We start from the raw sequence: 21,152 nt of genomic DNA on the forward strand, positions 1-21,152 counted from the left end.
CCCACAGCAAACCCGCAGATCGTCCGCTGTAAACCGGGGCAGACGCACCGTCCAATCCCCCTCAAGACCCAATCCCCTCTCAAGGCGACCGAGAGCGTGAGCGTCAGCGCAATGGTGATGTGTTCCCGAGCCAACCTGGGCGCGATGCCCTCTGTGTGAGCGAGACACGCCCCATATCCATCCCCTGAGCTGAGCCATTCCGATTGCGACTGGCGCTCAGCCCATCAATTCAAAACTTGCAGACACGCCCTCGGCCTCTGCAGAGGGCGCTACCCAGAGATCGAATACGCCAGGCTCTACCGTCGGCTTCAATGCCTGGCCGATAAACAGCAGGTCCTCACGGCGCAGCACGAACTCCACCACCGCGCTGCCGCCCGCCGGCACCGCCAGCTTGCGGAAGTCCTTCAGCTCGCGCACCGGGCGGGTGATGCTGGCGCTGCGGTCGCGGATGTAGAGCTGCGCCACTTCCTCGGCATCGCGCGTGCCGCGGTTGTGGATGCGCGCGCTGATGCGCAGGCTGCCGGTCGCCGCCATGCGTGCATCGCTCAAGCGCAGCTCGCCGTATTCGATGCGGCCATAGGTCAGGCCGTGCCCGAACGGAAACAACGCGGCATTGGGCGCGGTGCGGTAGCGGGTCTTGAACGGTTGCAAGGCATCCGGGCGCGGGTCGGCACGGCCGCTGGGCTTGTGCGCATAGCTATAGGGCACCTGCCCGGCGGTGTGCGGAAAACTCACCGGCAGGCGCCCGGACGGACCGTGCGCGCCAAACAGGATGTCCGCCAGCGCGGCGCCCGATGCCGAGCCCAGGAACCAGCCGACCAGGATCGCCGGCGCCTTGAGCGCCGGGCCATCGATCACCAGCGCACGGCCGTTGCTGAGCACCACCACCACCGGCGTGCCGGTGGCTGCCACCGCAGCCAGCAGCGCTTGCTGCACGGCGGGAATGACGATCTCGCTGCGCGACTGCGCTTCGCCGGAGTAGCGCATCGGCTCGCCGATCGCCAGCACTGCCACATCCGCGGACGCCGCTGCGGTGACGGCCGCCTGCACGCCGCCGGGCAGGCCATGTTCGAAGTCGCAGCCTTCCACCACCTGCAGGCCGTCCGGGTTGCCCAGCCGTGCGCGCACTGCGGTGGCCAGGTCGTTGCCGCTGTCGTCGCCGCCGAACAGCGTCCACGGGCCGGCGCTGTCGGTCCAGTTGCGTGCCATCGGCCCGATCAGCGCGATGCGTTGCCCCTGCGTCTTGAGCGGCAGCAGCTCGCCATCGTTCTTGAGCAGCACGATGGATTTGCGCGCCGCCTCGCGCGCCAGTGCCAGGCTGTCCGGGCGCCGCTGCCGCGCCTGCGCGCGTGCCGGCACGATGCGCAGGAACGGATTGTCGAACAATCCAAGCTCGGCCTTGAACTGCAGCACGCGCCGCACCGAGGCATCCAGCTGCGCCATCGTCACGTCGCCGGCGGCCACCAGCGCCGGCAGATGCTGCAGGTACAGCCCGCTCTGCATGCTGATGTCCACACCGGCCAGGAACGCCAGCCTGGTCGCCTCGCGCGCATCGCTGGCAAACCCGTGCCCGATCAATTCCAGATCGCCGGTGTAGTCGGACACCACCAGGCCGCGGTAGTCCCACTCGCCGCGCAATACCTCGCCCAGCAACCAGCGATTGGCGGTGGCAGGGATGCCGGCGATCTCGTTGAAGGCCACCATCGTGGTCACTGCGCCGGCATCGAAGGCAGCCTGGAACGGTGGGAAATAGACCTCGCGCAGGCTGCGCTCGGAGATGTCGACGGTGTTGTAGTCCAGCCCCGCCTCGGCGGCCCCATAGGCCGCGAAATGCTTGGGGCAGGCCGCGAGTGCGTCGGCATGATCCAGGCCCTCGCCCTGGAAGCCGCGCACGCGGGCCTGCGCAAAACGCCGGCCGAGCAGCACGTCTTCGCCGCTGCCTTCCACGCCGCGCCCCCAGCGCGCATCGCGCGCGATATCCACCATCGGCGCGAAGGTCCAGTCGATGCCGACCGCACTGGCCTCCAGTGCGGCCGCCCGCGCGGTGCGTTGCGCCAGCGCCGGCTCGAAGCTGGCGGCCTCGGCCAGCGGCACCGGAAACACCGTGGTGAACCCGTGGATCACATCGGCGGCAAACAGCAGCGGAATCTGCAGGCGGCTCTGCAGCGCGGCCTGCTGCAGTTGCTGATGCCACAGCACATTGGAGCCATTGAAGATGCCGCCCACCCGCCCGGCACGCGCGGCGGCAAGCTGGCCCTCGGCCGTGGGCACGGTATTGATTGGATTGGCCGCCGCGGCCGCATCGGTCTGCTGCGCCGAACCGGACAGCGTCAGCTGGCCGGCTTTTTCTTCCACGCTCATGCGTGCGATCAAGGCATCGATAAAGGCCGGCGCCGCGGCCGCACGACGCGGCAGCGCAACTCCCACCGGTACCTGTGCCAACACCGCTGCCGAAGCGGTGCCCAGCAGCAACCCGCGACGCGTGATCCCTTTCCGCATGCCCGCCATCCCCGTCTGTCCAGGCCAGACGCTAACGGATCGCCAGCGAAAAGCCGTGATGCGCTGCACGATGGGTGCCGGGCGGGCGGTCTCGGCAACGATGGCGACAGCACGGCGCCTTCACCGTTTCCGCACTAGCGTGCGCCATCGATCAACGGCGGTCAGGACACACGATGCTGGACGTGGAAACACGCGTGCGCTTTTACGAAATGATGCACCTGGACATGCCGTGGTGGGAGTTCGTGCTGCGTGCGGTAGCGGTCTATACCGTGGTCCTGCTGCTGACGCGCCTGACCGGCAAGCGCGCGCTTGGCCAATCCACGCCGTTCGACGTGCTGCTCATCGTGCTGCTGGGAACCGCGGTGCAGAACTCGTTGATCGGCAAGGACGTCTCGCTGCTGGGCGGCATGATCCTGGCGGCCACCTTGCTGGTGTTGAACTGGCTGGTGGGCATGGCCACCGCGCGCAGCCGGCGGATCGATACCTGGGTACAGGGCACCCCGGCGCTGCTGGCGCGTGGCGGTGAGATTTACTGGAAGGAACTGGTCCGCCACAACGTCAGCTACGCCGATTTCGAAGTGGCAAAACGCAAGGCCGATTGCCGCGACGATGCCGATATCGACATGGCGATCCTGGAGACCTCCGGGGAGATCAGCATCCTGAAAAAGCGCTAGCGCGCCGGCAGGCCGGCGTGCATGCCGGCGGTGCCGCCGCACCAGCGTGGCAGCCAGCCTGGCGCATGCGCTTCACTGCGTGGCGACCCGCGGATTAGCGGGCCTTGCAGAACAACGACAGGTCCACCGACTCGGCCATGCGCTGGTAACCGGCATCGTTGGGATGCAGGAAGTCGCGGGTCAGCGCGGCGGGTAGCCACTCCGGCCTGGCCGGGTCGCGCAGCGCGGCGTCGAAGTCGATCACCGCATCGAATGCCTGCCCGTCGCGGATGAAGCCGTTGAGCGTCTGGCGCGTGGCCGCCGCCACCGGTTCGTAGCGGTCGGAGTTGCCGAACGGGGTCAGCGTGGCGCCGATCACGGCGATGCCGTGTTGCTGCAGCCGGGTCACGATCTGGCGATATCCCAGCACCATGTCGGCGGCATTGCGGCCGGCAATCGCATCCGGCGGACCGCTGTGGCGGATGTCGTTGATGCCTTCGAACAGGATCACCTGGTCCACGCCGGGCAGTGCCAGCACGTCGCGATCCAGCCGCGCCAGCGCGCTGGGGCTGCGGCCGTCGTCGAGCAGCTTGTTGCCGCTGATGCCGGCGTTGAGCACCACCACGCTGCCGGGGCAACGCTGCTCCAGCCGCCTGGCCAGCAGGGCCGGCCAATCGCCATTGGCGCCGCGTGTGGCGGTGGCGCCTTCGGTGATCGAATCGCCCAGCGCCACCACCACCGTCTGGCGTGGGTGCGGCGCTTGCACGTAAAGGGCGGAGATGACGTTCTGGCGATACGCCAACGCCTTGCTGTCCGGCACCTCGGCCTGGCCCTTGACTACCCGCACGGCCGTGCGGCGTACCGCCGGGCGCGCCGGCGTGGGGAAATACAGGCTGACCGCCACCTCGCCCAATGCCGGTGCACGCAGCGGCACCGGGTCGCTGAGCAGCACGCCACCGGGCGGCACCGTCACGCTGGCGCGCCCGTCGAAGCGCAGCGGTTGCGCGTCCCCGCCGCCGCCGAGCAGGCGCGCGGTGCCCGCAGCGATGGTCAGCGGTGCGGTGCCCAGCTCGTTGCTGATGCGCACGCGCAGGGCCACTGCCGCACTGCCCAGGCGCATGTCCTGGCGCACCGTTTCATCGGCAAATTGCAGCGGCGTGTCGGTACCGCCGTCGAGCCGGTCCGGCGTTGCGGAAGCGATCCAGGCCGGCACCCAGCGTGGCGCGGGGTGCGCCGTGGCCGGGCCTGCCAGCACCACACTCAGTGTCGCAGTCATCATCCATCGCCAGCGCATGCGCAGGACTCCTTTGTCGGTCAGGAAAAGAACACGCCGCCGTTGACGTCCAGGTTGGCGCCATTGATGAAGCTGGCCGCATCCGAGGCCAGGTACAACGCCGCATCGGCGGCTTCCTCCGGGCGGCCTTCGCGCCGCAGCGGGGTGGCATTGGCGACGAAGGCACGCACTTCCGGCTTGGTGAAGTCGTCATGGAAGCGGGTGGAGATCATGCCGCAGCACAATGCGTTGACGCGGATGCCGCGCGGGCCCAGTTCCTTGGCCATCGCACGCGAGAAGGTCATCACCGCCGCCTTGGCGGTGGCATAGATGGCCGCGCCCGGCCCGCCGCCATCGCGCCCGGCAAGCGAGGCGAAATTGACGATCGCGCCGCCTTCGCGCATATGCGGCGCCACCGCCTGGGTGGTCAGGTAGACCGATTTGAGGTTGAGGTCCATCACCTGATGGAAGAAGGCCTCGTCGATGTCGGCCAGCGGCTTGCGCGCCAGCATGCCGCCGGCCACGTTGATCAGCACGTCGATGTGCTGGCCGAAGGCGGTGCGCGTGGCGGTCAGCAGGCCGGCCACGGCGGTGGCATCGGTGACGTCGGCGCGGTGCAGGATGCCCTGGCCGCCGGCGGCCTGCAGCTGTGCCAGGGTGTCGCGCGCGCTGGCGTCATCGTTGGCGTAGTTGATGCAGACCTTGGCGCCGGCCGCGGCCAGCTTGAGCGAGATGGCGCGGCCGATATCGCGGCCACCGCCGGTGACGATGGCGACCTTGTCGTGGAAGTGCATGCGGGTGTGTCCTGTTGGTGTGGGGAAAGCGGGGTAGGCAGCGGGCACGCTCAGGTGCCCGCTGCGTCGAGTCGGTGGATGCGGCCGGTGACCAGCCACAGCGCGGCCAGCGAGGCCGGCACCAGCGCGGCGACCAGAATGAACATCGGTGCGTACGAGGTTGCGGTCATCACCGGGACCAGCCAGGTGGTGATCAAGGTGCCGGCCACCGCGGCCATGCCGCCGATGCCGGCCAGCGAGCCGACCGATTTGCCGGCGAACAGATCGCCGGGCAGGGTCTGGATATTGCCGATGGCGATCTGGAAGCCGAACAGCACGGCGGCAATCGTCAGCACCGCCATGCGCGGGTCGGCGGCCTGCACGGCGCCCAGCAGCGCCGGCACCATGATGGCCCCGCCCAGGGTGATGGTCCATTTGCGCGCGCGGTCCACGCTCCAGCCGGCCGCGATCAGGCGCCCGGACAGCCAGCCGCCGCACAGGCTGCCCAGCATCGCACCGACGAACGGCACCCAGGCGAATGCGCCGATCTGCTTGATGTCGAAGTGGAAGGTCTCGGCCAGGTAGATCGGCAGCCACGACACGAACAGCCACCAGATCGGGTCCAGGAAGAACCGCGCCAGCACGATCCCCCAGCTTTGCCGGTGCGACATCAGCTGGCGCAGCGTGGGCAGGTAGGCCGGCGGCGGCGCGCTGCCGGCGTCGGGCGCATCCAGGATCAACGCACGTTCGGCCGCGTCGACCCAGGGATGCCGGTCCGGTCCGGCGCGGTAGATCACCAGCCACGGCAGCAACCACAGCATGCCGAGCACGCCGATCAGCACGAACGTGCCCTTCCAGCCGAACGACAGGAACAGCAGCGCGATCAGCGGTGCCGAGACGATCGCGCCGATGGAGGCGCCGGCATTGAAGATGCCCTGCGCCAACGCACGCTCGCGCGCGGGAAACCATTCCGCATTGGCCTTGACCGCGCCCGGCCAGGCGCCGGCTTCGCTGATGCCCAGCAGCGCGCGCACCACCGAGAACGCCATGATGGAGTGGGTGACCGCATGCAGCGCGATGGAGATCGACCACACCGCGATGGACAGGGCAAAGCCGAGCCGGGTGCCGATGATGTCGAACAGCCGCCCGAACACGAACTGCCCGGCGGCATAGAACAGCATGAAGATGGTGACCAGCAGCGCGTAGTCTTCCTTGGTGGCGCCGATGTCGCGCGAGATCGCCGGCCACATCACCGCCAGCGCGTTGCGGTCGATGTAGTTGATCACCGTGGCCACGGCGATCAGCGCCACGATCAGCCAGCGCACCGCCGAGCGCTTGCCCGCGGGGCGCGTGCGGGCGGTGCTCATTGCGCACCTGCAGTGCGATCGAAGCGCGCGTAGCCGCCGCGCCAGCTGTAGCGCTGACCGGCAGCCTGTACCTGGTGGCTGCGTTGTGCATCGGCGTCGTCGGCCACCGCCAGCGCGATACGCTGGCCGCCGACCAGGGTGAGCACGATCACCTCGGCATCGTCGCCGCGCACGCGCTCGATGGCGCGGATGCGGCTATTGGCGCCGTGCACGTATTCGGCGGTGCCGTTGTATTCGCCATGCGGTTCCAGCACGCCGAAGAAGCTGACATTGGCCTGCCCATCGACGCGCTGGATCAGCGCCGGTTCGCGGCGCAGGTTGAAGTTCGGGTCGTTGGCTCCGCTCTCCACCAGCAGGGCACGCGCCGGCGCGCTGCTGCCGAAGCGGTAGCTGTAGAAGCGGCCGGCGAGCAGCCAGCTCAGGCTGCGCGTGTCGGTGCTCGCATCGCTGGAGGCGTCCACCCACAGGTGCTGATAGCCGTTGGCCTTGCCCAGCACCGGGCGTTGCGTCAGTGCGCGCTCTGCGGTGAAGCCGACCTGCATGATCTGCCCGTTGAAGTGCAGCGGCAGGTCGTAACGTGCCGGAGCGCTGGCGTTGACGCGCAGCAGGTCGACCACCACCGGCAGGGACAGCTGCGGGTGCGACAGCAGCGCCTGGGTGCGGGTGAAGCTGACCCCGTCGTAGGCCTGCTGCATGCGCGCCGACACGATCTGGGTGTCGGCAGTGCTGGCGAACAGCAGCTGCGTCGGCGCGTGTTGCTCGCCTACCTTCCAGTCGCCGTTGAAGTGGCTGGTCTCGTTCACCACCAGCGTGTTGTGCGCAACGGTCTGCTTGGCCCAGCTGATGTTTTCCGGCAGATAGATGCCGCCGGCCTTGGCTTCCACATTCAGGAAACGCGCCGCGCCGTAGTCGGTGACAACGCGCTGGCCGTTGTCGTAGAACAGCCAGTTCAGCTTGTCGAAGTGGCCGTGGCCCATGCCTTGCGAGGTGTTCTTCATCACCAGCGTCTGGCCGTCTTCGCCGCCGCTGCGCAGGATCGCCAGCGCGCCCTGGTCGCCCTGTGCGCCATCGCGCAGCAACACGCTGCCGAAGGCGAACGGTTGGGCGCGGCCTTGCGCGAGCGCGGTGGCCACGGCCAGGCCTTCGGGGGTGAGCAGCACGCGGCGCTGGCGTTGCGCGATGGACAGCAGCTGCGCGTCGTGGGTCTGCGCGTAGGCGATGCCGATGCCGGCCACCAGTTCTTCGGTGTCCAGGCCCTTGTCGAGGATGGCATCGTTGATCGGGAAGAAATAACCGCCGTAGCTGCTCTGCACCAGGCTGTTTACGGCCTTGAGTAGCACGCCGTCGCGGCGCTGGAAGATGTGCTGCTGCGGCTGGTTGCGCTCGATCGCATTGGCGAACAGCACGAACGGCGCCAGGGCATAGCGTTGGTAGTACGGGCCTTCGGCGTAGTAGCCGTCCGGCGAGAACAGCTGGTCCACCTGCGCCAGGAAGCCTGCCTTGCCATCGCGCTTGCTGCCGCGCAGTGCCTTGTCCACCAGCGCCTGGTCGCGCAGCACATAACCGGTCATGCCGACCGCGGCCACCGCCCAGGTGGCGTGGTTGTGGATCTTGTCGAAGTTGTCGGCGCTTTCGTCGCACAGGAAGTGCGCCATGCGCGCGAACACGTCGCGGTCGATGGTGGCGCGGTCCTGCGCGCTGAGCGTGTCGCGGATGGCGTCGTAGCCCTGGCTTGCGTAGACCAGCCACACCGAGTCGTTCAAGGACTGCCAGAACAGCCGCCCCGGCACCTGGCCGCGCCCGGCCGGGTGTGCGCCCAGCGTGGGATACAGGCGTGCGTAGGCCAGCAGCACGTCGCGCGCATAGTCGGCATAGGCGCGATCGCCGGTGAGCCGGTACAGCGCACCGGCGGCCTGGATGGCCTGGTAGTTGCGTTTGTGCTGCTCGTGGCTGGCGCCGCCGCCGGGATCGCTGGGCACCGGCACCTCCACCCCGGCGCGCATCGCCGCGCGCACGCTGGCTTCTGCGCGTGCCTGTTCGCGGGCGAACACCGGCAGCCTGGCGCCGGCGCTGGCCATCTCGCGCCATTGCTGGGCGGTGACCAGCACCGGCGCGGCGTCGGTGGCGCGCGGTTGCGGCTGCGCTGCTTGTTCGGCCGCGGCTGACGGGGCGGCGCTGCAGGGCAGGGCACTGCCGGCGCCAACCAGGACCAGCAGCAACAGGCGGGTGGAACGGGTCATAGCAGGGGCTCCGCTGCGTCGGCGTGCAAGGCCGGGGTGCCGACGAACTGATTGCCGCTGGCGATGAGGTGAGGTGTGCCGGTGGTGTGCTGCGCCAGGATCGCGGCGCTGTCGGCGAAGCGGTTATTGCGCAGCGCAATGCGCTGCACGCCATGCAGGCGCAGCGACGCACCTGTGTTGCGGCCGACCTGCGTGAAGTGCGAGTCGCTCACCTGCAGCACCGGGCCGAAGGTGCTTTCATCGCGGCCGCCGCGATACAGGTCCAGCACCGGCCCGGCGACACGGTGGAACTGCGACTGCCGCACCGTCACCTGTTCGACGTTGTAGGTGCCGCGGTCGTCGGTCTCGGCGTGCGCGGACAGCACGCTGCCGGAGACGTCCTCGACCAGCAGCCGGTCCAGCAGGATGTTGTCGGCCAGGCTGCCCTTGCCGAGTGCGATCACATCGAAGCCGGGTTGCGCGTCCAGATGATGCAGGTGCGTGTCGCGCAAGGTGAGCTGGTACTGCGCCACCGCTGTGCCGGGTGCGGTGCGGATCACCGCATTGCCCGGCTGCGCGGGTGCGGCGCGGCCATCGATCTCGAGCCGGGCCAGGCTGAGCGAGCCGCCGGGCGCGATCTGGAACAGCGCCGGCTGCGAAAAGCGGATGCGCGCGCGGCCGCGTTGCGGGCCTTCCAGCGTCAGCGGCCGGTCCACGTCGAGGATGTCATCGACCTGGTAGCGGCCTGCGTCAAGTTGCAGGCGGTCGCCGGGGCCGGCCTGCGCTACGGCGTCGGTCAGGCTGGACTGCCCCGGCCGCACGCGGGTGCGGCGGCCGCTGTCGGTGACTGCCTGCGCTGCCTGCTTGGGGTACCAGCTCACGCCCACCTGCGCGCGCGCGATGTAGCTCAGCGCCGGGTCGGCGCCGACGCCAGTGGCGTTGTCGGCGACCAGCAAGCCGGTGCTGGCGCGGGTCATCGTCACCTGGCGGCTGTTGACGCCGCCGGGCAGGCGGGTGGAGGCCAGCGGGCTTTGCAGGTTGCTGGTGAAGGCAATGCCGGACAGATCGCCCAGCACGCGCACCGGGTCGCTGGCGGCCACGATCAGGTTGCCGGCAAAGCGGCTGTTGATCGGCGCGGCGGTGCGCTCGGCATCCATGCCGGCACCGAAGTACAACTGGTTGACGGTCACGAAGGTGTTGCGCTCGATGCGCGCCTGGTCCACCTGCACGTAGCGGTTGGCAGGCGAGTTGGGCACCCCGTACATGATGCTCAGCGCCGACGAATAGCCATCGCCGGCCAGGTTTTCCAGGTAGTTGTGGCGCACGGTCTGCTTGCGGTTGATCACGCGGATGCCGCCGGTGTTGGCCTTGCCGTCGCCGAAGAACACGTTGCGCTCGACCAGGTTGCCATCGCCATGCCGCAGCACCAGCGCGCCGCGCGATTGCTTGAACACATTGCCACGGTAGGTGTTGCCGCCGGACTTGTTGGAGACCACCTCCACCTCGCCGTCGCAGCCTTCGAACCAGTTGTTGTCCACCACCGAGTTGGAGGCGCTGTCGGCATCGCTGCTGGTGCCGATGCGTAGCGTCTCGCCGCCATTGGCGCCCAGGTTGGGGCGTGGCCCGAACCAGTTGTGGTCGATGCGATGGCGATTGTCCAGGCCCTGGGTGGCGTCGCGCACCACCACCAGGGTGGGGCCGGCATTGGTCTTGCCGACCAGATGGTTGTGGTCGAAGCGGTTGTCGCTGTCGTACAGCGCCACCCAGTTGTCCGAGTCGCTGCGGGTGGGCTTGCTGAAGCCATCCACCACCACCCCGGTGATGCGGCTGTTGCGCGCGCGTTCCTTGCTGGAGATGCGGTACGACAGCACCGCATCGCCGGGGCTATGGCCGTCGCGGAACACCAGGTCCGACACCACCAGGTAGGTGCCGGCCATGTGCAGGTCGGAGGTGCCGCTGATGATCACCTTGCCCGGCGTTTGCGCGGTGAGGGTGATCGGCTGCTCGGCAGTGCCTTGCCCGCGCAGCACGATGGCGAAATCCCGCCACTGCCCATCGGCCAGCACGATGCGATCGCCGGCACGCAGCGCGGCCGCCGCCACGGCGTACTCGCTCTGGTCGTGCACCAGGTACGAGGTGGCCTGGGCCGAGCGGACCCAGGCGGGCGCACACAGCAGCAACAGGCAGGCAAGGGAGACGGGGGATCGCATCGGGATGCTCCTGGACGCTGGCGCGTCGGTGATGGCCGAGGGTAACAGTGCAAACTGGTTCGTCAACCAAAACGATAGTCCAGTTGGTCTGTATTGAAGCCTGTGATTACCTCGATGTCATGCTGCACATGCACAAAAAAAATCCGCGAAACTGGCCTAGTTAGGTGGCTCGCTGGATAAATCTAAGAAATGATTGACTTGGTGTTGATCCGCGTGGAGTCTCCACTTCGCTCGGTCTCGAGCGTCCTTTGGGAGGAGGAATTGTGCGGTATCTGAAACTAGTCCAATCGCGTAGACCAATTATTCGAAATACCCTGGCCCAGGCGCTGCTGACTGCGGTTGCACTGACTAGCGCGCAGGCAGCCCTGGCCCAGCAAAGCGATGCCGCCCAGCAGGCACCGGAGCAAGCGCCCACCACGCTGGACCAGGTCAAGGTCATCGGCATCCGCAGCTCGATCCAGTCGTCCATCGACAGCAAGCGCGAGCAGACGGTGGTGGCCGACGTGCTGTCGGCCGAGGACATCGGCGACCTGCCGGCGCTGTCGATCGGCGAGGCGATCGAGACCATCACTGGTGCGGCCACGCACCGCGAGAAGGGCGGCGCGTCGGAGATCTCCATCCGTGGCCTGGGGCCGTTCCTGGGCTCGGCCACCTTCAATGGGCGCGAGGCCAGCAACGGCAGCGGCGACCGCTCGGTGAACTTCAACCAGTTCCCCTCCGAACTCATCAACACCGTGGCGATCTACAAGACCCAGCGCGCCGACTTCGTCGAAGGTGGCATCGCCGGCACGGTCAACATGCAGACCGTGCGGCCGCTGGAATTCGGCAAGCGCCGCGTGCAACTGGACGGGCGGGCGACCTATGCCGATGGCGACAGCAAGTTGCGCGATGCCGATGGCGTGGGCTGGCGCGGCACCGTCAGCTACCTGGACCAGTTCGATCTGCGCGGGGCCGGCAAGCTGGGGGTCTCGCTCGGCCTGCAGCGGCTGGAAGGCACCAACCCGGAAGAGGTGATGAGCAGCAGCTCCACCTGGACGGCCTGCAACGCCAACGAGGTGGTGGGTGCCACCCGCAACTGCACCGCCGTGACCCCGGCGCAGGTGCAGGCGGGGACGCCGTATTACCTGGCGCCCGGCAGCCGCGTGTACCGCCAGATCAGCGAGCACGATCAACGCGACGCGGCCTTCGCCGCGCTGCAATGGCGGCCCTTCGACGGCCTGGAGGTGGCCCTGGATTACCAGGATTCGCAGCGCACCGTGACCGAAGACCGCGCCGAGCTGAACTTCTCCGAGACCCTGCGCAACCTCAACAACCGCCAGGTGGGCGACAACGGCGCCTTGCTCGGCCATACCGGCAGCAGCACGGTGGAATCCTCCACCGACTACAAGGTGCGCGACGAGCAGTACCGCGGTGGCGGGCTACGCGTGGAATGGCGACCGAACGCGGCCTGGATGCTGTCCACCGACCTGTCGTATTCGCGCACCGAGCGCAGCGAGATCGACCGCCTGATGCGGCTGCGCTCCAATGCCACCGACATCAACGGCAACCGCGTGCCCGGGATCAACGGGCAACGCGTGGACTACACCTACACCTATGCCGGCGATGTGCCGGGGATCGTGGTCGATCCCGCGTTCGACCTGAACAACCCGGACAATTTCAGTGCCGCTGCGCGCGCGCGGCGCGATGAGTTGCGCCGCGAGCACACCATCCGGGCCTGGCGCTTCGATGGCGCCTTCACCCCGGAGAGCGGGCTGCTCACCTCCATCAAGGGCGGCGTGCGCCTGTCCGAGGCGACCTACCGCGACCTGGACGACCGCGTCGAACGCAACGTCACCGATCCGGCCACGATCCGCGCCGCCAACCTGGCCTGCCGGCAACCGTTCCCGCAGGAGGATTTCCTCTCCAGCGCCAGCGGCAACACCATCCAGCAGTGGGCCACCTTCGACAGCCGCTGCTTGTTCAGCGCCATCACCGGCGTGGACGACACCGGCCGCAATGCCGACCCGCGCGGCACCGCCGACTCCGACGTAAAAGAAAAGACCCGCGCGCTGTATGTGATGGGCGAATTCGCCAGCACGTTGTTCGGGCTGCCGCTGGACGGCAACCTGGGCGTGCGCTGGGTGCGCACCGACGTCAGCTCGGTGGGGTTGCGCGGCGAGCTGGACGTGGTCGACAACCCCGACGGCACCATCCAGCTGGTGGAAACCGGGCGCTTCGCCGCGCAGACGGTGCGCGCGTCAAACCGCGTGTTCCTGCCCAGCTTCAACGCCAACATCGGCCTTACCGAGCAGACCCAGCTGCGCTTCGGGCTGTACCGGGCCATGGCGCGCCCGGATCTGGTCGCACTGTCTGCCGGGCGCACCTTCATCCTGGAACCGGGGACCGAATTCGCTACCGTCGGCGAGGCGATCGGCAGCATCACCGCCACCGGCAACCCGCGCACGCAGCCGCTGCTGTCGTCCAATGCGGACGTGTCGCTGGAGTGGTATCCCAATGCCGACTCCCTGCTCAGCGCCGCGGTGTACTACAAGCAGTTCACCGGTGGCGCGGTGCCCACGGTGGTGGATGAGCGCTTCGTCATCGACGGCACCGCGGTGGTGGTGCCGGTGGTGCAGGACGTCACCACCCGGCAAAAGAGCGATCTCACCGGGCTGGAGCTGACCGGCACCCACCGCTTCTCCTACCTGCCGGCGCCGTTCGACGGCCTGGGCGTCAAGCTGAGCTACAACTACGCCGATTCCAACTACAAGACCCAGGATCTGCGCCTGGGCGACCAGGTCGACCCGGCAACCGGCCTGGTGAGCAGCGGCATCGTCGCGCCTGCCAATATCTTCGGCCTGTCGCGGCACGTGTTCTCCGGCCAGCTGTATTACGCCATCGGCGCGGTCGACCTGCAGGCCATCTACAAGTACCGCTCCGAGTATTTCCAGAAGTTCGTCGGCGCCCCGGCGCAGAACCGCTACGTACGCGACAGCGGCACCCTGGACCTGCGTGCCAGCTACCGCGTCAATGCGCAGCTGTCGGTGTCGCTGGAGGCTTCCAACCTGACCAACGAGCCGCGGATCTCCGACATGCCGGTGCCCGGCAGCTTCCGTGAGTACAACACTTACGGGCGACGTTATTATTTGGGGGTGCGCTACCGGTTCTAGCGTCGCCCACCTGTCCGGCACCCGTGTGCCGGGCCGATCACCCTGAGGGTTTGAGTCGCCGATGTCCGAAAACCGCCTGTACCACTCCGTTGCCGCCAAGATCCGCGCGCTGATCGACACGGGCGAATTCCCGGTCGGCTCGCGCCTGCCGGGCGAGCGCGAGTTGGCCGAGCGCTTCGGCGTCAGTCGCGTCACCGTGCGCGAGGCCGAGATCGCGCTGGAAGCGCAGGGCCGCATCGTGATCAAGATCGGCTCGGGCGTGTACGTCAAGCCACGCCTGGCCTCGGACGAGGGCGCATTGCCGGATGTCAGCGCGTTCGAGCTGACTGCCGCGCGCGCGGTGATCGAGGCGGAGGCGGCCGCATTGGCCGCCAGCCACATCACCGATGCGGAGCTGGATGAATTGAACGGTATGATCCAGGCGCTGTCCGCACCGGGGCTCAGCGATGCGGCCGCTGCCGACTACGACCGCGCCTTCCACCTGGCGATCGCGCGGATTAGCGGCAACCCGGTGGTAGCGCACTGCGTGCAGCTGATCTGGCGCATGCGCAACGAATTGCCGCGCGTGCGCGAGGTGTATGCGCGGGTCTGCCACGACGACGGCGCCACCCGCGTGGACGAACACACCGCCATCCTGCAGGCCCTGCAGCAACGCGACCCGGTCGCGGCACGCACGGCCATGCGCAACCACTTCCAGCGTCTGTTCGAATCCATGCTGGAAGCGACCGAGAACGATGCACTGGCAGAGATCCGCCGCCGCACCCAGCAGGACCGCGCGCATTTTCTGGCGGCCACGCGCACCTGAGTGCATGGGGTGGATTGTTGGACGCGCTGCGTCCACTGCCGGCGGCACTTTCGTGCCGCTGACGCTGGATCCTCCGAAAGACACATCCACTAATCAGCTGGACGCACCGTCTGCGCCGGTTCGGCACCACCGACACGCGGCTGATCTGAGTGTCGCGCCTGCGGTCGCCGCGGACGCTGCAGCGAAACACGCTGCAGGCGCGTCCGCCCTCAGGCAGATCGCTCTACCTGATAGGGCGTAGGCACCTGCAAGTGCAGGCCTCAGTCCGCCATCACCTTGTCCGGCGTCATCGGGGTGCTGCGGATGCGCTTGCCGGTGGCATGGAAGATCGCATTGCAGATCGCTGCCGAAACACCGACCAGGCCGATTTCGCCCACGCCTTTCGCACCCAGGCTGCTGACGATGCGGTCGTCCTCGTCGGCGAAGATCACATCGATGTCGTGGATGTCGGCATTGGCCGAGACGTGATACATCGCAAAATCGTGATTCATGAAACGGCCGAAGCGGTGATCGGACTGGGTGTGTTCGTGCAGCGCCTGGCCGATGCCCCAGACCACGCCGCCAACGATCTGGCTGCGCGCGGTGATCGGGTTGAGAATGCGCCCGGCTGCAACCGCGCTGACCACGCGGGTGACGCGGACCGTGCCCAGCTCTTCATCCACCCGCACTTCCACGAACACTGCGCCGTGGGTGGCACGGGTGTACTTGCGTTGCTTGAGCACATTGGGCAGCAGCAGGAACTTGTCTTCGATCTGTTCCAGTTCTGCTGCACGCAACAATTCGGTCAAGGCAATGGTGGTGCCGGCATCGGCGCGCAATGCCAGCGTGCCATCGGCAAACACCACCTCGTCCAGCTTGGCCTTGCCAAAGCGCGAGTTCGGCAACGCCTGTGCCAGGCGCAGCAACCGCGCGCGCAGCTTCGCGCACACGCCATCCACCGCCGAGCCCACCGTGGTCACATGCGACGAGCCGCCTTCGATCGGTGCGACCGGCAGAGTCGAATCGCCGAGTTGGAAGGTGACCTGTTCCAGCGGCAGGCCCAGTGCTTCGGCCGCGATCATCGCCATCACCGTATAGGTGCCGGTGCCGATATCGCTGGCTGCGCTGCTCACCACCAGCCGGCCATCGGCGTGCAGCACCGCATGCGCGCGCGCAAACATCTGCATCGCATCCCATTGCCCGGTGGCCATGCCCCAGCCAACCCACTCGTTGCCTTCCTTGCGCGCGCGCGGCTGCAGCGGACGCTGCGCCCAGCCGAAGCGTTCGGCACCTTGCTGGTAGCACGCGCGCAGCGCCTTGGTGGAGTAGGGCTTGTCGTCGGCCGGGTTGACCTCGGCATAGTTCTTCAGGCGCAGCGCCAGCGGATCCATGCCCAGCTCATAGGACAGCTCGTCCATCGCCACTTCCAGCGCATGCACGCCGTGTGCGGCGCCGGGTGCGCGCATGTCCATCGGGCTGAACTGGTCCAGGCTCACCAGGTTGTAGCCCAGATGCACGTTGTCGCAGGCATACAGCTGCCCACTCCAGTTGACCACCACCTCGACGTAATCCTCGATGCGCGATGTCTCGGCAATGGCCTCGTGCCAGATCGCACGCAAGCTGCCGTCGCGGTCGGCGCCGAGCTTGAGCCGCTGCAATGTCTCCGGGCGATGGCCGAAGGTGAACATCTGTTGCCGCGTCAGCACCACGCGCACCGAGCGGTCCAGCAGGATCGACGCCATCACCGCCAGCGGCAACTGATACTGCGGGCGCAGCCCGGAGCCGAAGGCGCCGCCCACGTACGGATTGCGCACGGTGACCTTGCGCTTGCTCAGGCCGAATACATGCGAGACGTACCAACGGCTGTTCTGCGAGCCCTGGGTCTTGTCGTAGATGGTGAAGTGGCCATCGGCATCGCGGATCACCGTGGAGGCAAACAGCTCCATCGGATTGTGGTGCTCCACGCCGCTGTAGTAGTCGGCCTGCACCTGGACAGCGGCATTGGCAAAGGCGGTGTCCGGCTCGCCCTTGTCCTTGGGCGGCGGCGAGAAACCGGCCTTCATGGCCTTGGGCTTGTGCGCGCGGTCCAGGTTGGTCATCAGGTTGGTATCGTGCGGATCCTGCAGCAGTTCCACCTCCACCAGGTGGGCCGCGTGGCGCGCCGCTTCAAAAGTGTCGGCCACCACCAGGGCGATCGGCTGGCCGCTGTACAGGATCTTGTTGTCGTAAAGAGGCCGGAACGGCGAACCGGCCGGTGCGGTCATGTCCTTGTAGAACACATCCATGCCGCGCATATGCGGGCGGTTCTCATGGGTGACGATCTCCAGCACGCCCGGCACCGCACGCGCGGCATCAAGATGGAAGGCGACGATCTCGCCCTTGGCGATGCTGCTGTTGACCACCACACCATAGGCCAGATCCGCCACCGGCCATTCGGCGGCATAACGTGCCTGGCCGGTGACCTTGGCACGCCCGTCGATGCGGGTGACGCCGGTGCCGGTGGGGCGATAGCCGGTGCCGCTGTCGGCAACCGGTGGGCTCAGGTCGTTGTCGGGTAGATCGGTGCTGCGTGCGTTCATGGCGCTTCCTCCAGCGCGCTGGTTCGCCCGCGGTTGTCGATGGTGCCCTCGCGGGCGACGTCCAGGGCACGCACGATCGCGCGGCGTGCCAGCGGCAGCTTGAAGGCGTTGTTGCCTTGCGGTTGCGCACCCTGCAGCAAGGCATCGGCCAGGCTGCCGAAGCTCTCGGCCGTGGCCGGTTTGCCCACCAGCTGCGCTTCGGCGTCGGGGTTGCGCCAGGGCTTGTGCGCCACGCCGCCCAGGGCCACGCGCACCTCGCGGATGCTGCCGTCCTCGGCCAGGTCCAGCGCCGCCGCCACCGACACCAGCGCGAATGCATACGACAGGCGCTCGCGGATCTTCAGGTAGGCGCTGTGCGCGACGAAGCGCTGTGCATCGGGCAGGTCGATATGCACGATCAACTCGTCCGGGGCCAGGGTGCTGTCGAGCTCCGGGTGCTCGCCGGGCAGGCGGTGGAACTGTGCGAACGGGATGTCGCGCTCGCCGTTGGGGCCTTGCACATGCACCACCGCATCCAGCGCAGCCAGCGCGACGCACATGTCCGACGGGTGCGTGGCAATGCACTGCGCGCTGGCGCCGAGGATGGCGTTATAGGTGGTGAGCCCGCCGATCGCCGAGCAGCCGGTGCCGGGCGCGCGCTTGTTGCACGGGGTGGCGTGGTCGTAGAAATACAGGCAACGCGTGCGCTGCAGCAGGTTGCCGCCGTTGCTGGCCATATTGCGGATCTGTGGCGAGGCGCCGGCCAGGATCGCCGCGCTCAGCAAGGGATACCGCGTTTCCACGTCCGGGTGATAGGCGGTGTCGGCATTGCGTGCGAGTGCGCCCAGGCGCAGGCCGCCTTCGGGGAGCGCACTGATGCTGTCCAGCGGCAGGCGATTGATATCGACCAGGCTGCCCGGCCGCATCAATTGCAGCTTCATCAGGTCGGTGAGATTGGTGCCGCCGGCGATCAGGCGCACCGGGGCTTCGGCGGGCACCGGGTGCGGGTCGCTGCCGCGCACCGACAGGGCAGTCAGCGCCGCATCGACGCTGTCCGCGCGCGTATAGGTAAGCGGAATCATGCCGGCACCGTCCCTGGCGTCCACGGCGTGGCGGCGCTCTCGCTGCTGTCGCTGGGCTTGCCCATGACCTGCATCACCGCATCGGTGATCTGCGGGTAGGCACCGCAGCGGCACAGATTGCCGCTCATCAACTCGCGCACCTGGTCGCGGTCGTGCGCCTTGCCTTCATTGATCAGGCCCACTGCCGAGCACAACTGCCCGGGCGTGCAGTAGCCGCACTGGAAGGCATCGTTCTCGATGAAGGCACGCTGCAGCGGATGCAGCTGTTCGCCCTCGGCCAGGCCTTCGACGGTGGTGATCTCGGCGCCGTCCTGCATGACCGCAAGCGTCAGGCAGCTGTTGATGCGGCGCCCATCGACCAGCACCGTGCAGGCGCCGCATTGGCCGTGGTCGCAGCCTTTCTTGGTGCCGGTGAGGTCGAGCCGGTCGCGCAATAGATCGAGCAGGCTGACCCAGGCTTCGAGCTGCAAGTGGTAAGGCTGACCATTGATGCGCAGGTTGACCGGGTAGGTGGGCGCAGCAGTGGCGGTGGCCGGCGCCAGATGCGTGGCAGTGGCGGGTGTGGCATTCATGCGAACCCCGTGGCGATGGCTGAGAGGAGGACCCTCACCTTGATGCCTGCGTGGTCAAGGTGTGGTGTAGGAGAGTGAGGTCTCTTTCACGCGTGCGTGAACCCTGAGCGTGGTCATGCGCGGAACATGGCGGCGTTGCTGCGCATGACATCGCTTGATCGCAGGCCGCTGCCATCGTCGGTGCGTCATCGTGGTGTCACCTGCAGTGGCCAGGCTAGCCGGCCCAGCGCACAGGGGAACGCGCCCGCATGAAAGCCAACGCCACCCGCGCCTGGACGCAGGTATTCACCCAGCACGGGTCGGTGCTGCGCGGCTTTTTCGTGCGTCGCGGCGCCAACGAGGATGCCGAAGACCTGGTGCAGGAAACCTATCTGCGGCTATTGCGTGCGCATCAGGATCAGGGCGAGGCGATCGCCAATCCCGAGGCGTATCTGTACACGGTGGCGCTGAACCTGGCGCGCGAGCAGGCCGCGCGACGCAAGCAGGCGCCACTGCGCATCGACGAGATGGAACAGTTTTCGCAGCTGCTGGCCGCAGGCGACGACGTGGAAGACGCCGCGCACCGGCAGCAGCGCCAGCAACGCCTGCAGGCCCTGCTGGCCACGTTGCCGGAGCGCACCTGCGCGGTATTGGTGATGCAGTACCGCGACGGGCTCAGCTACAAGCAGATCGCCGAGCGTATGGGGGTGTCTGCGCATATGGTCAAGAAGCATGTGGTGCGTGGCTTGTCGGCCTGCAGACGGGCGGTCGCCGACAGCGGGGACAGCTGGTGAGCAAGCCGGTGTTACCGAGCCGCAGCGTTGTCGGTGAAGCCGCGCACTGGCATGCGCTGCAACGCATGCAGGCGCTGGATGCGACGCAACAGGCCGGCTTTCTGCAATGGCTGACCGCATCGCCGTTGCATGTACGCGAATACATGGCGGTGCTGCGTGTGGTCGGCGATCTGGGCGATGCCATGCGCGGCATGGATCTGGACGTGGATGCCCTGCTTGCTGCCGACCGGCGCAAGAGTGGCGATGCCACGCCGCCCAACGTGATCGCGCTGCCGCTGCGGTCACAAGTTCAGCCAGCACTGCAACCCGCTGCCCGGCCGCGCCGCAGCGAAGGCCAACCCAGGGCACGCATGCGCAGCTGGCGCATGGGCCTGGCCGCGGCGCTGTGCGGCGTGGCGATCCTGACCGGCTGGGCCTGGCCACGCACGCAGACCTACGCCACCGCGCACGGCGAGCAGCGCAGCGTGCAGTTGGCCGACCGCAGCGTGGTGCATTTGAATGGGCAAAGCAGCCTGCGTGCCACCATGACGCCGTGGAGCCGCCACCTGCAGCTGCTGCGTGGCCAGGCCAGCTTCGTGGTCGCGCCGGATCGGCGCCCGTTGCAGGTGCATGCAGGCCATCTACGTGTCGAGGATATCGGCACCACCTTCGATATCGCCCTGTATCAACACCAGGCACGCATCGAGGTCGCCGAGGGCCGTGTCCATGTCTGGCGCGACGCGCGCGATGGACAGCCGATGCTCGCCAACCTGGGGGCAGGGCAGAGCGCACGGATCGATGCGGCTACCGGCAAGATCGAACTGGCCAGCGAAGAGGTGGCCGCCATGCATGCCTGGCGGCAGCGGCGCATCGTGTTCCGCGACGCGCCGCTGGCCACGGTGGCCGAAGACTTCAATCGTCTCAACCGCACGCGTTTGTCGATCGACGATGCTGCCGCCGGTGCGCTGCGGCTCACCGGTAATCTGCGCGGTGACGATCTCGCCGCGCTGCGTGCCTTCCTGGATGGCCAGCCGAACCTGCGCGTGGTCAGCGCGCCGGGGATGCTGCGCGTGAGCAGCCGGCCTGCGCAGGGAACGGCGACGCGATAGCCACGGCGCTGCACGACGCCGTGATGCGTGCAGCGCGTGCGCATGTCGGATAGCGCGCGTATCGCATCTGCATTGGTCCTGCGCGCAGTGGATGAGGTTGCCGATGCCATGGCGCCGCGTGCGTACCGATGGCCGTCTGCGGCTGCGTCCGC

General features: G+C 67.8%; 14 protein-coding genes. 5 read left to right on the forward strand and 9 right to left on the reverse strand.

The genetic code is table 11. The features are described from left to right. Nucleotides 1-216 precede the first annotated feature (216 nt). Nucleotides 217-2,499: a glycoside hydrolase family 3 N-terminal domain-containing protein gene (locus tag ACCQ04_RS05735; RefSeq protein ID WP_226426701.1), complete on the reverse strand. Its 2,283-nt coding sequence runs from the start codon at nucleotides 2,497-2,499 to the stop codon at nucleotides 217-219. A 173-nt stretch (nucleotides 2,500-2,672) separates the two neighbouring features. Between ACCQ04_RS05735 and ACCQ04_RS05740 the strand changes: the two genes are divergently transcribed. Then, entirely contained in the window at nucleotides 2,673-3,173 is a 501-nt protein-coding gene (locus tag ACCQ04_RS05740) for a DUF421 domain-containing protein (protein WP_053051582.1), read from the forward strand. 94 nt (nucleotides 3,174-3,267) lie between these two features. On the opposite strand, the gene ACCQ04_RS05745 is transcribed toward ACCQ04_RS05740, so the two are convergent. The 5 genes from ACCQ04_RS05745 to ACCQ04_RS05765 are packed head-to-tail and all read right to left on the reverse strand — an operon-like array spanning nucleotide 3,268 to nucleotide 10,994. Beyond that, complete coding sequence (locus ACCQ04_RS05745) at nucleotides 3,268-4,431, reverse strand: SGNH/GDSL hydrolase family protein (protein ID WP_226427130.1); 1,164 nt, start codon at nucleotides 4,429-4,431, stop codon at nucleotides 3,268-3,270. A gap of 35 nt (nucleotides 4,432-4,466) precedes the next feature. Further along, on the reverse strand, nucleotides 4,467-5,219 hold the full coding sequence (locus ACCQ04_RS05750) for an SDR family NAD(P)-dependent oxidoreductase (protein WP_024938633.1): 753 nt from the start codon (nucleotides 5,217-5,219) through the stop codon (nucleotides 4,467-4,469). Nucleotides 5,220-5,269: 50 nt separating this feature from the next. Next, nucleotides 5,270-6,565, reverse strand: coding sequence for an MFS transporter (locus ACCQ04_RS05755; protein ID WP_226426700.1), 1,296 nt, complete (start codon nucleotides 6,563-6,565; stop codon nucleotides 5,270-5,272). Then, a complete protein-coding gene (locus tag ACCQ04_RS05760) occupies nucleotides 6,562-8,805 on the reverse strand; it encodes an oligoalginate lyase (protein ID WP_372358705.1) in 2,244 nt (747 codons plus the stop codon). Before ACCQ04_RS05760 ends, ACCQ04_RS05755 begins: the two co-directional genes overlap by 4 nt. Continuing rightward, nucleotides 8,802-10,994, reverse strand: a complete 2,193-nt coding sequence (locus ACCQ04_RS05765) for a polysaccharide lyase 6 family protein (RefSeq protein WP_226426698.1) — start codon at nucleotides 10,992-10,994, stop codon at nucleotides 8,802-8,804. The genes ACCQ04_RS05760 and ACCQ04_RS05765 overlap by 4 nt, the downstream gene beginning before the upstream one ends. 272 nt (nucleotides 10,995-11,266) lie before the next feature. Between ACCQ04_RS05765 and ACCQ04_RS05770 the strand changes: the two genes are divergently transcribed. Together ACCQ04_RS05770 and ACCQ04_RS05775 are read left to right on the forward strand one after the other, a co-directional pair. Continuing rightward, nucleotides 11,267-14,143, forward strand: a complete 2,877-nt coding sequence (locus ACCQ04_RS05770) for a TonB-dependent receptor (RefSeq protein WP_372358774.1) — start codon at nucleotides 11,267-11,269, stop codon at nucleotides 14,141-14,143. A gap of 61 nt (nucleotides 14,144-14,204) precedes the next feature. Beyond that, nucleotides 14,205-14,948: a FadR/GntR family transcriptional regulator gene (locus ACCQ04_RS05775; RefSeq protein WP_024938638.1), complete on the forward strand. Its 744-nt coding sequence runs from the start codon at nucleotides 14,205-14,207 to the stop codon at nucleotides 14,946-14,948. Nucleotides 14,949-15,208: 260 nt separating this feature from the next. Here ACCQ04_RS05775 and ACCQ04_RS05780 read toward each other — a convergent pair whose 3' ends face one another. The 3 genes from ACCQ04_RS05780 to ACCQ04_RS05790 are packed head-to-tail and all read right to left on the reverse strand — an operon-like array spanning nucleotide 15,209 to nucleotide 19,139. Beyond that, a complete protein-coding gene (locus ACCQ04_RS05780) occupies nucleotides 15,209-17,506 on the reverse strand; it encodes a xanthine dehydrogenase family protein molybdopterin-binding subunit (RefSeq protein ID WP_047125804.1) in 2,298 nt (765 codons plus the stop codon). Further along, nucleotides 17,503-18,591 carry an FAD binding domain-containing protein gene (locus ACCQ04_RS05785; protein WP_164739533.1) on the reverse strand — a complete coding sequence of 363 codons (1,089 nt, stop codon included), beginning with the start codon at nucleotides 18,589-18,591 and terminating at the stop codon, nucleotides 17,503-17,505. The genes ACCQ04_RS05780 and ACCQ04_RS05785 overlap by 4 nt, the downstream gene beginning before the upstream one ends. Then, entirely contained in the window at nucleotides 18,564-19,139 is a 576-nt protein-coding gene (locus ACCQ04_RS05790; RefSeq protein ID WP_226426696.1) for a (2Fe-2S)-binding protein, read from the reverse strand. Before ACCQ04_RS05790 ends, ACCQ04_RS05785 begins: the two co-directional genes overlap by 28 nt. A gap of 248 nt (nucleotides 19,140-19,387) precedes the next feature. On the opposite strand from ACCQ04_RS05790, the gene ACCQ04_RS05795 reads away from it, so the two are divergent. Next, on the forward strand, nucleotides 19,388-19,912 hold the full coding sequence (locus tag ACCQ04_RS05795; RefSeq protein WP_024938642.1) for an RNA polymerase sigma factor: 525 nt from the start codon (nucleotides 19,388-19,390) through the stop codon (nucleotides 19,910-19,912). 65 nt (nucleotides 19,913-19,977) lie between these two features. Continuing rightward, nucleotides 19,978-21,000: a FecR family protein gene (locus ACCQ04_RS05800; RefSeq protein WP_226427129.1), complete on the forward strand. Its 1,023-nt coding sequence runs from the start codon at nucleotides 19,978-19,980 to the stop codon at nucleotides 20,998-21,000. The last annotated feature ends 152 nt before the right edge of the window (nucleotides 21,001-21,152 follow it).

It is taken from the genome of Xanthomonas sp. NCPPB 2866, assembly GCF_041475745.2.
GTDB lineage: Bacteria > Pseudomonadota > Gammaproteobacteria > Xanthomonadales > Xanthomonadaceae > Xanthomonas > Xanthomonas arboricola.

What these genes read in the sequence shown, in the direction of transcription:
- ACCQ04_RS05735 (WP_226426701.1), bottom strand. Translation starts at nt 2,499, where the DNA reads ATGCGGAAAGGGATCACGCGTCGCGGGTTGCTGCTGGGCACCGCTTCG.
- ACCQ04_RS05740 (WP_053051582.1), top strand. Translation starts at nt 2,673, where the DNA reads ATGCTGGACGTGGAAACACGCGTGCGCTTTTACGAAATGATGCACCTG.
- ACCQ04_RS05745 (WP_226427130.1), bottom strand. Translation starts at nt 4,431, where the DNA reads ATGATGACTGCGACACTGAGTGTGGTGCTGGCAGGCCCGGCCACGGCG.
- ACCQ04_RS05750 (WP_024938633.1), bottom strand. Translation starts at nt 5,219, where the DNA reads ATGCACTTCCACGACAAGGTCGCCATCGTCACCGGCGGTGGCCGCGAT.
- ACCQ04_RS05755 (WP_226426700.1), bottom strand. Translation starts at nt 6,565, where the DNA reads ATGAGCACCGCCCGCACGCGCCCCGCGGGCAAGCGCTCGGCGGTGCGC.
- ACCQ04_RS05760 (WP_372358705.1), bottom strand. Translation starts at nt 8,805, where the DNA reads ATGACCCGTTCCACCCGCCTGTTGCTGCTGGTCCTGGTTGGCGCCGGC.
- ACCQ04_RS05765 (WP_226426698.1), bottom strand. Translation starts at nt 10,994, where the DNA reads ATGCGATCCCCCGTCTCCCTTGCCTGCCTGTTGCTGCTGTGTGCGCCC.
- ACCQ04_RS05775 (WP_024938638.1), top strand. Translation starts at nt 14,205, where the DNA reads ATGTCCGAAAACCGCCTGTACCACTCCGTTGCCGCCAAGATCCGCGCG.
- ACCQ04_RS05780 (WP_047125804.1), bottom strand. Translation starts at nt 17,506, where the DNA reads ATGAACGCACGCAGCACCGATCTACCCGACAACGACCTGAGCCCACCG.
- ACCQ04_RS05790 (WP_226426696.1), bottom strand. Translation starts at nt 19,139, where the DNA reads ATGAATGCCACACCCGCCACTGCCACGCATCTGGCGCCGGCCACCGCC.
- ACCQ04_RS05795 (WP_024938642.1), top strand. Translation starts at nt 19,388, where the DNA reads ATGAAAGCCAACGCCACCCGCGCCTGGACGCAGGTATTCACCCAGCAC.
- ACCQ04_RS05800 (WP_226427129.1), top strand. Translation starts at nt 19,978, where the DNA reads ATGCAGGCGCTGGATGCGACGCAACAGGCCGGCTTTCTGCAATGGCTG.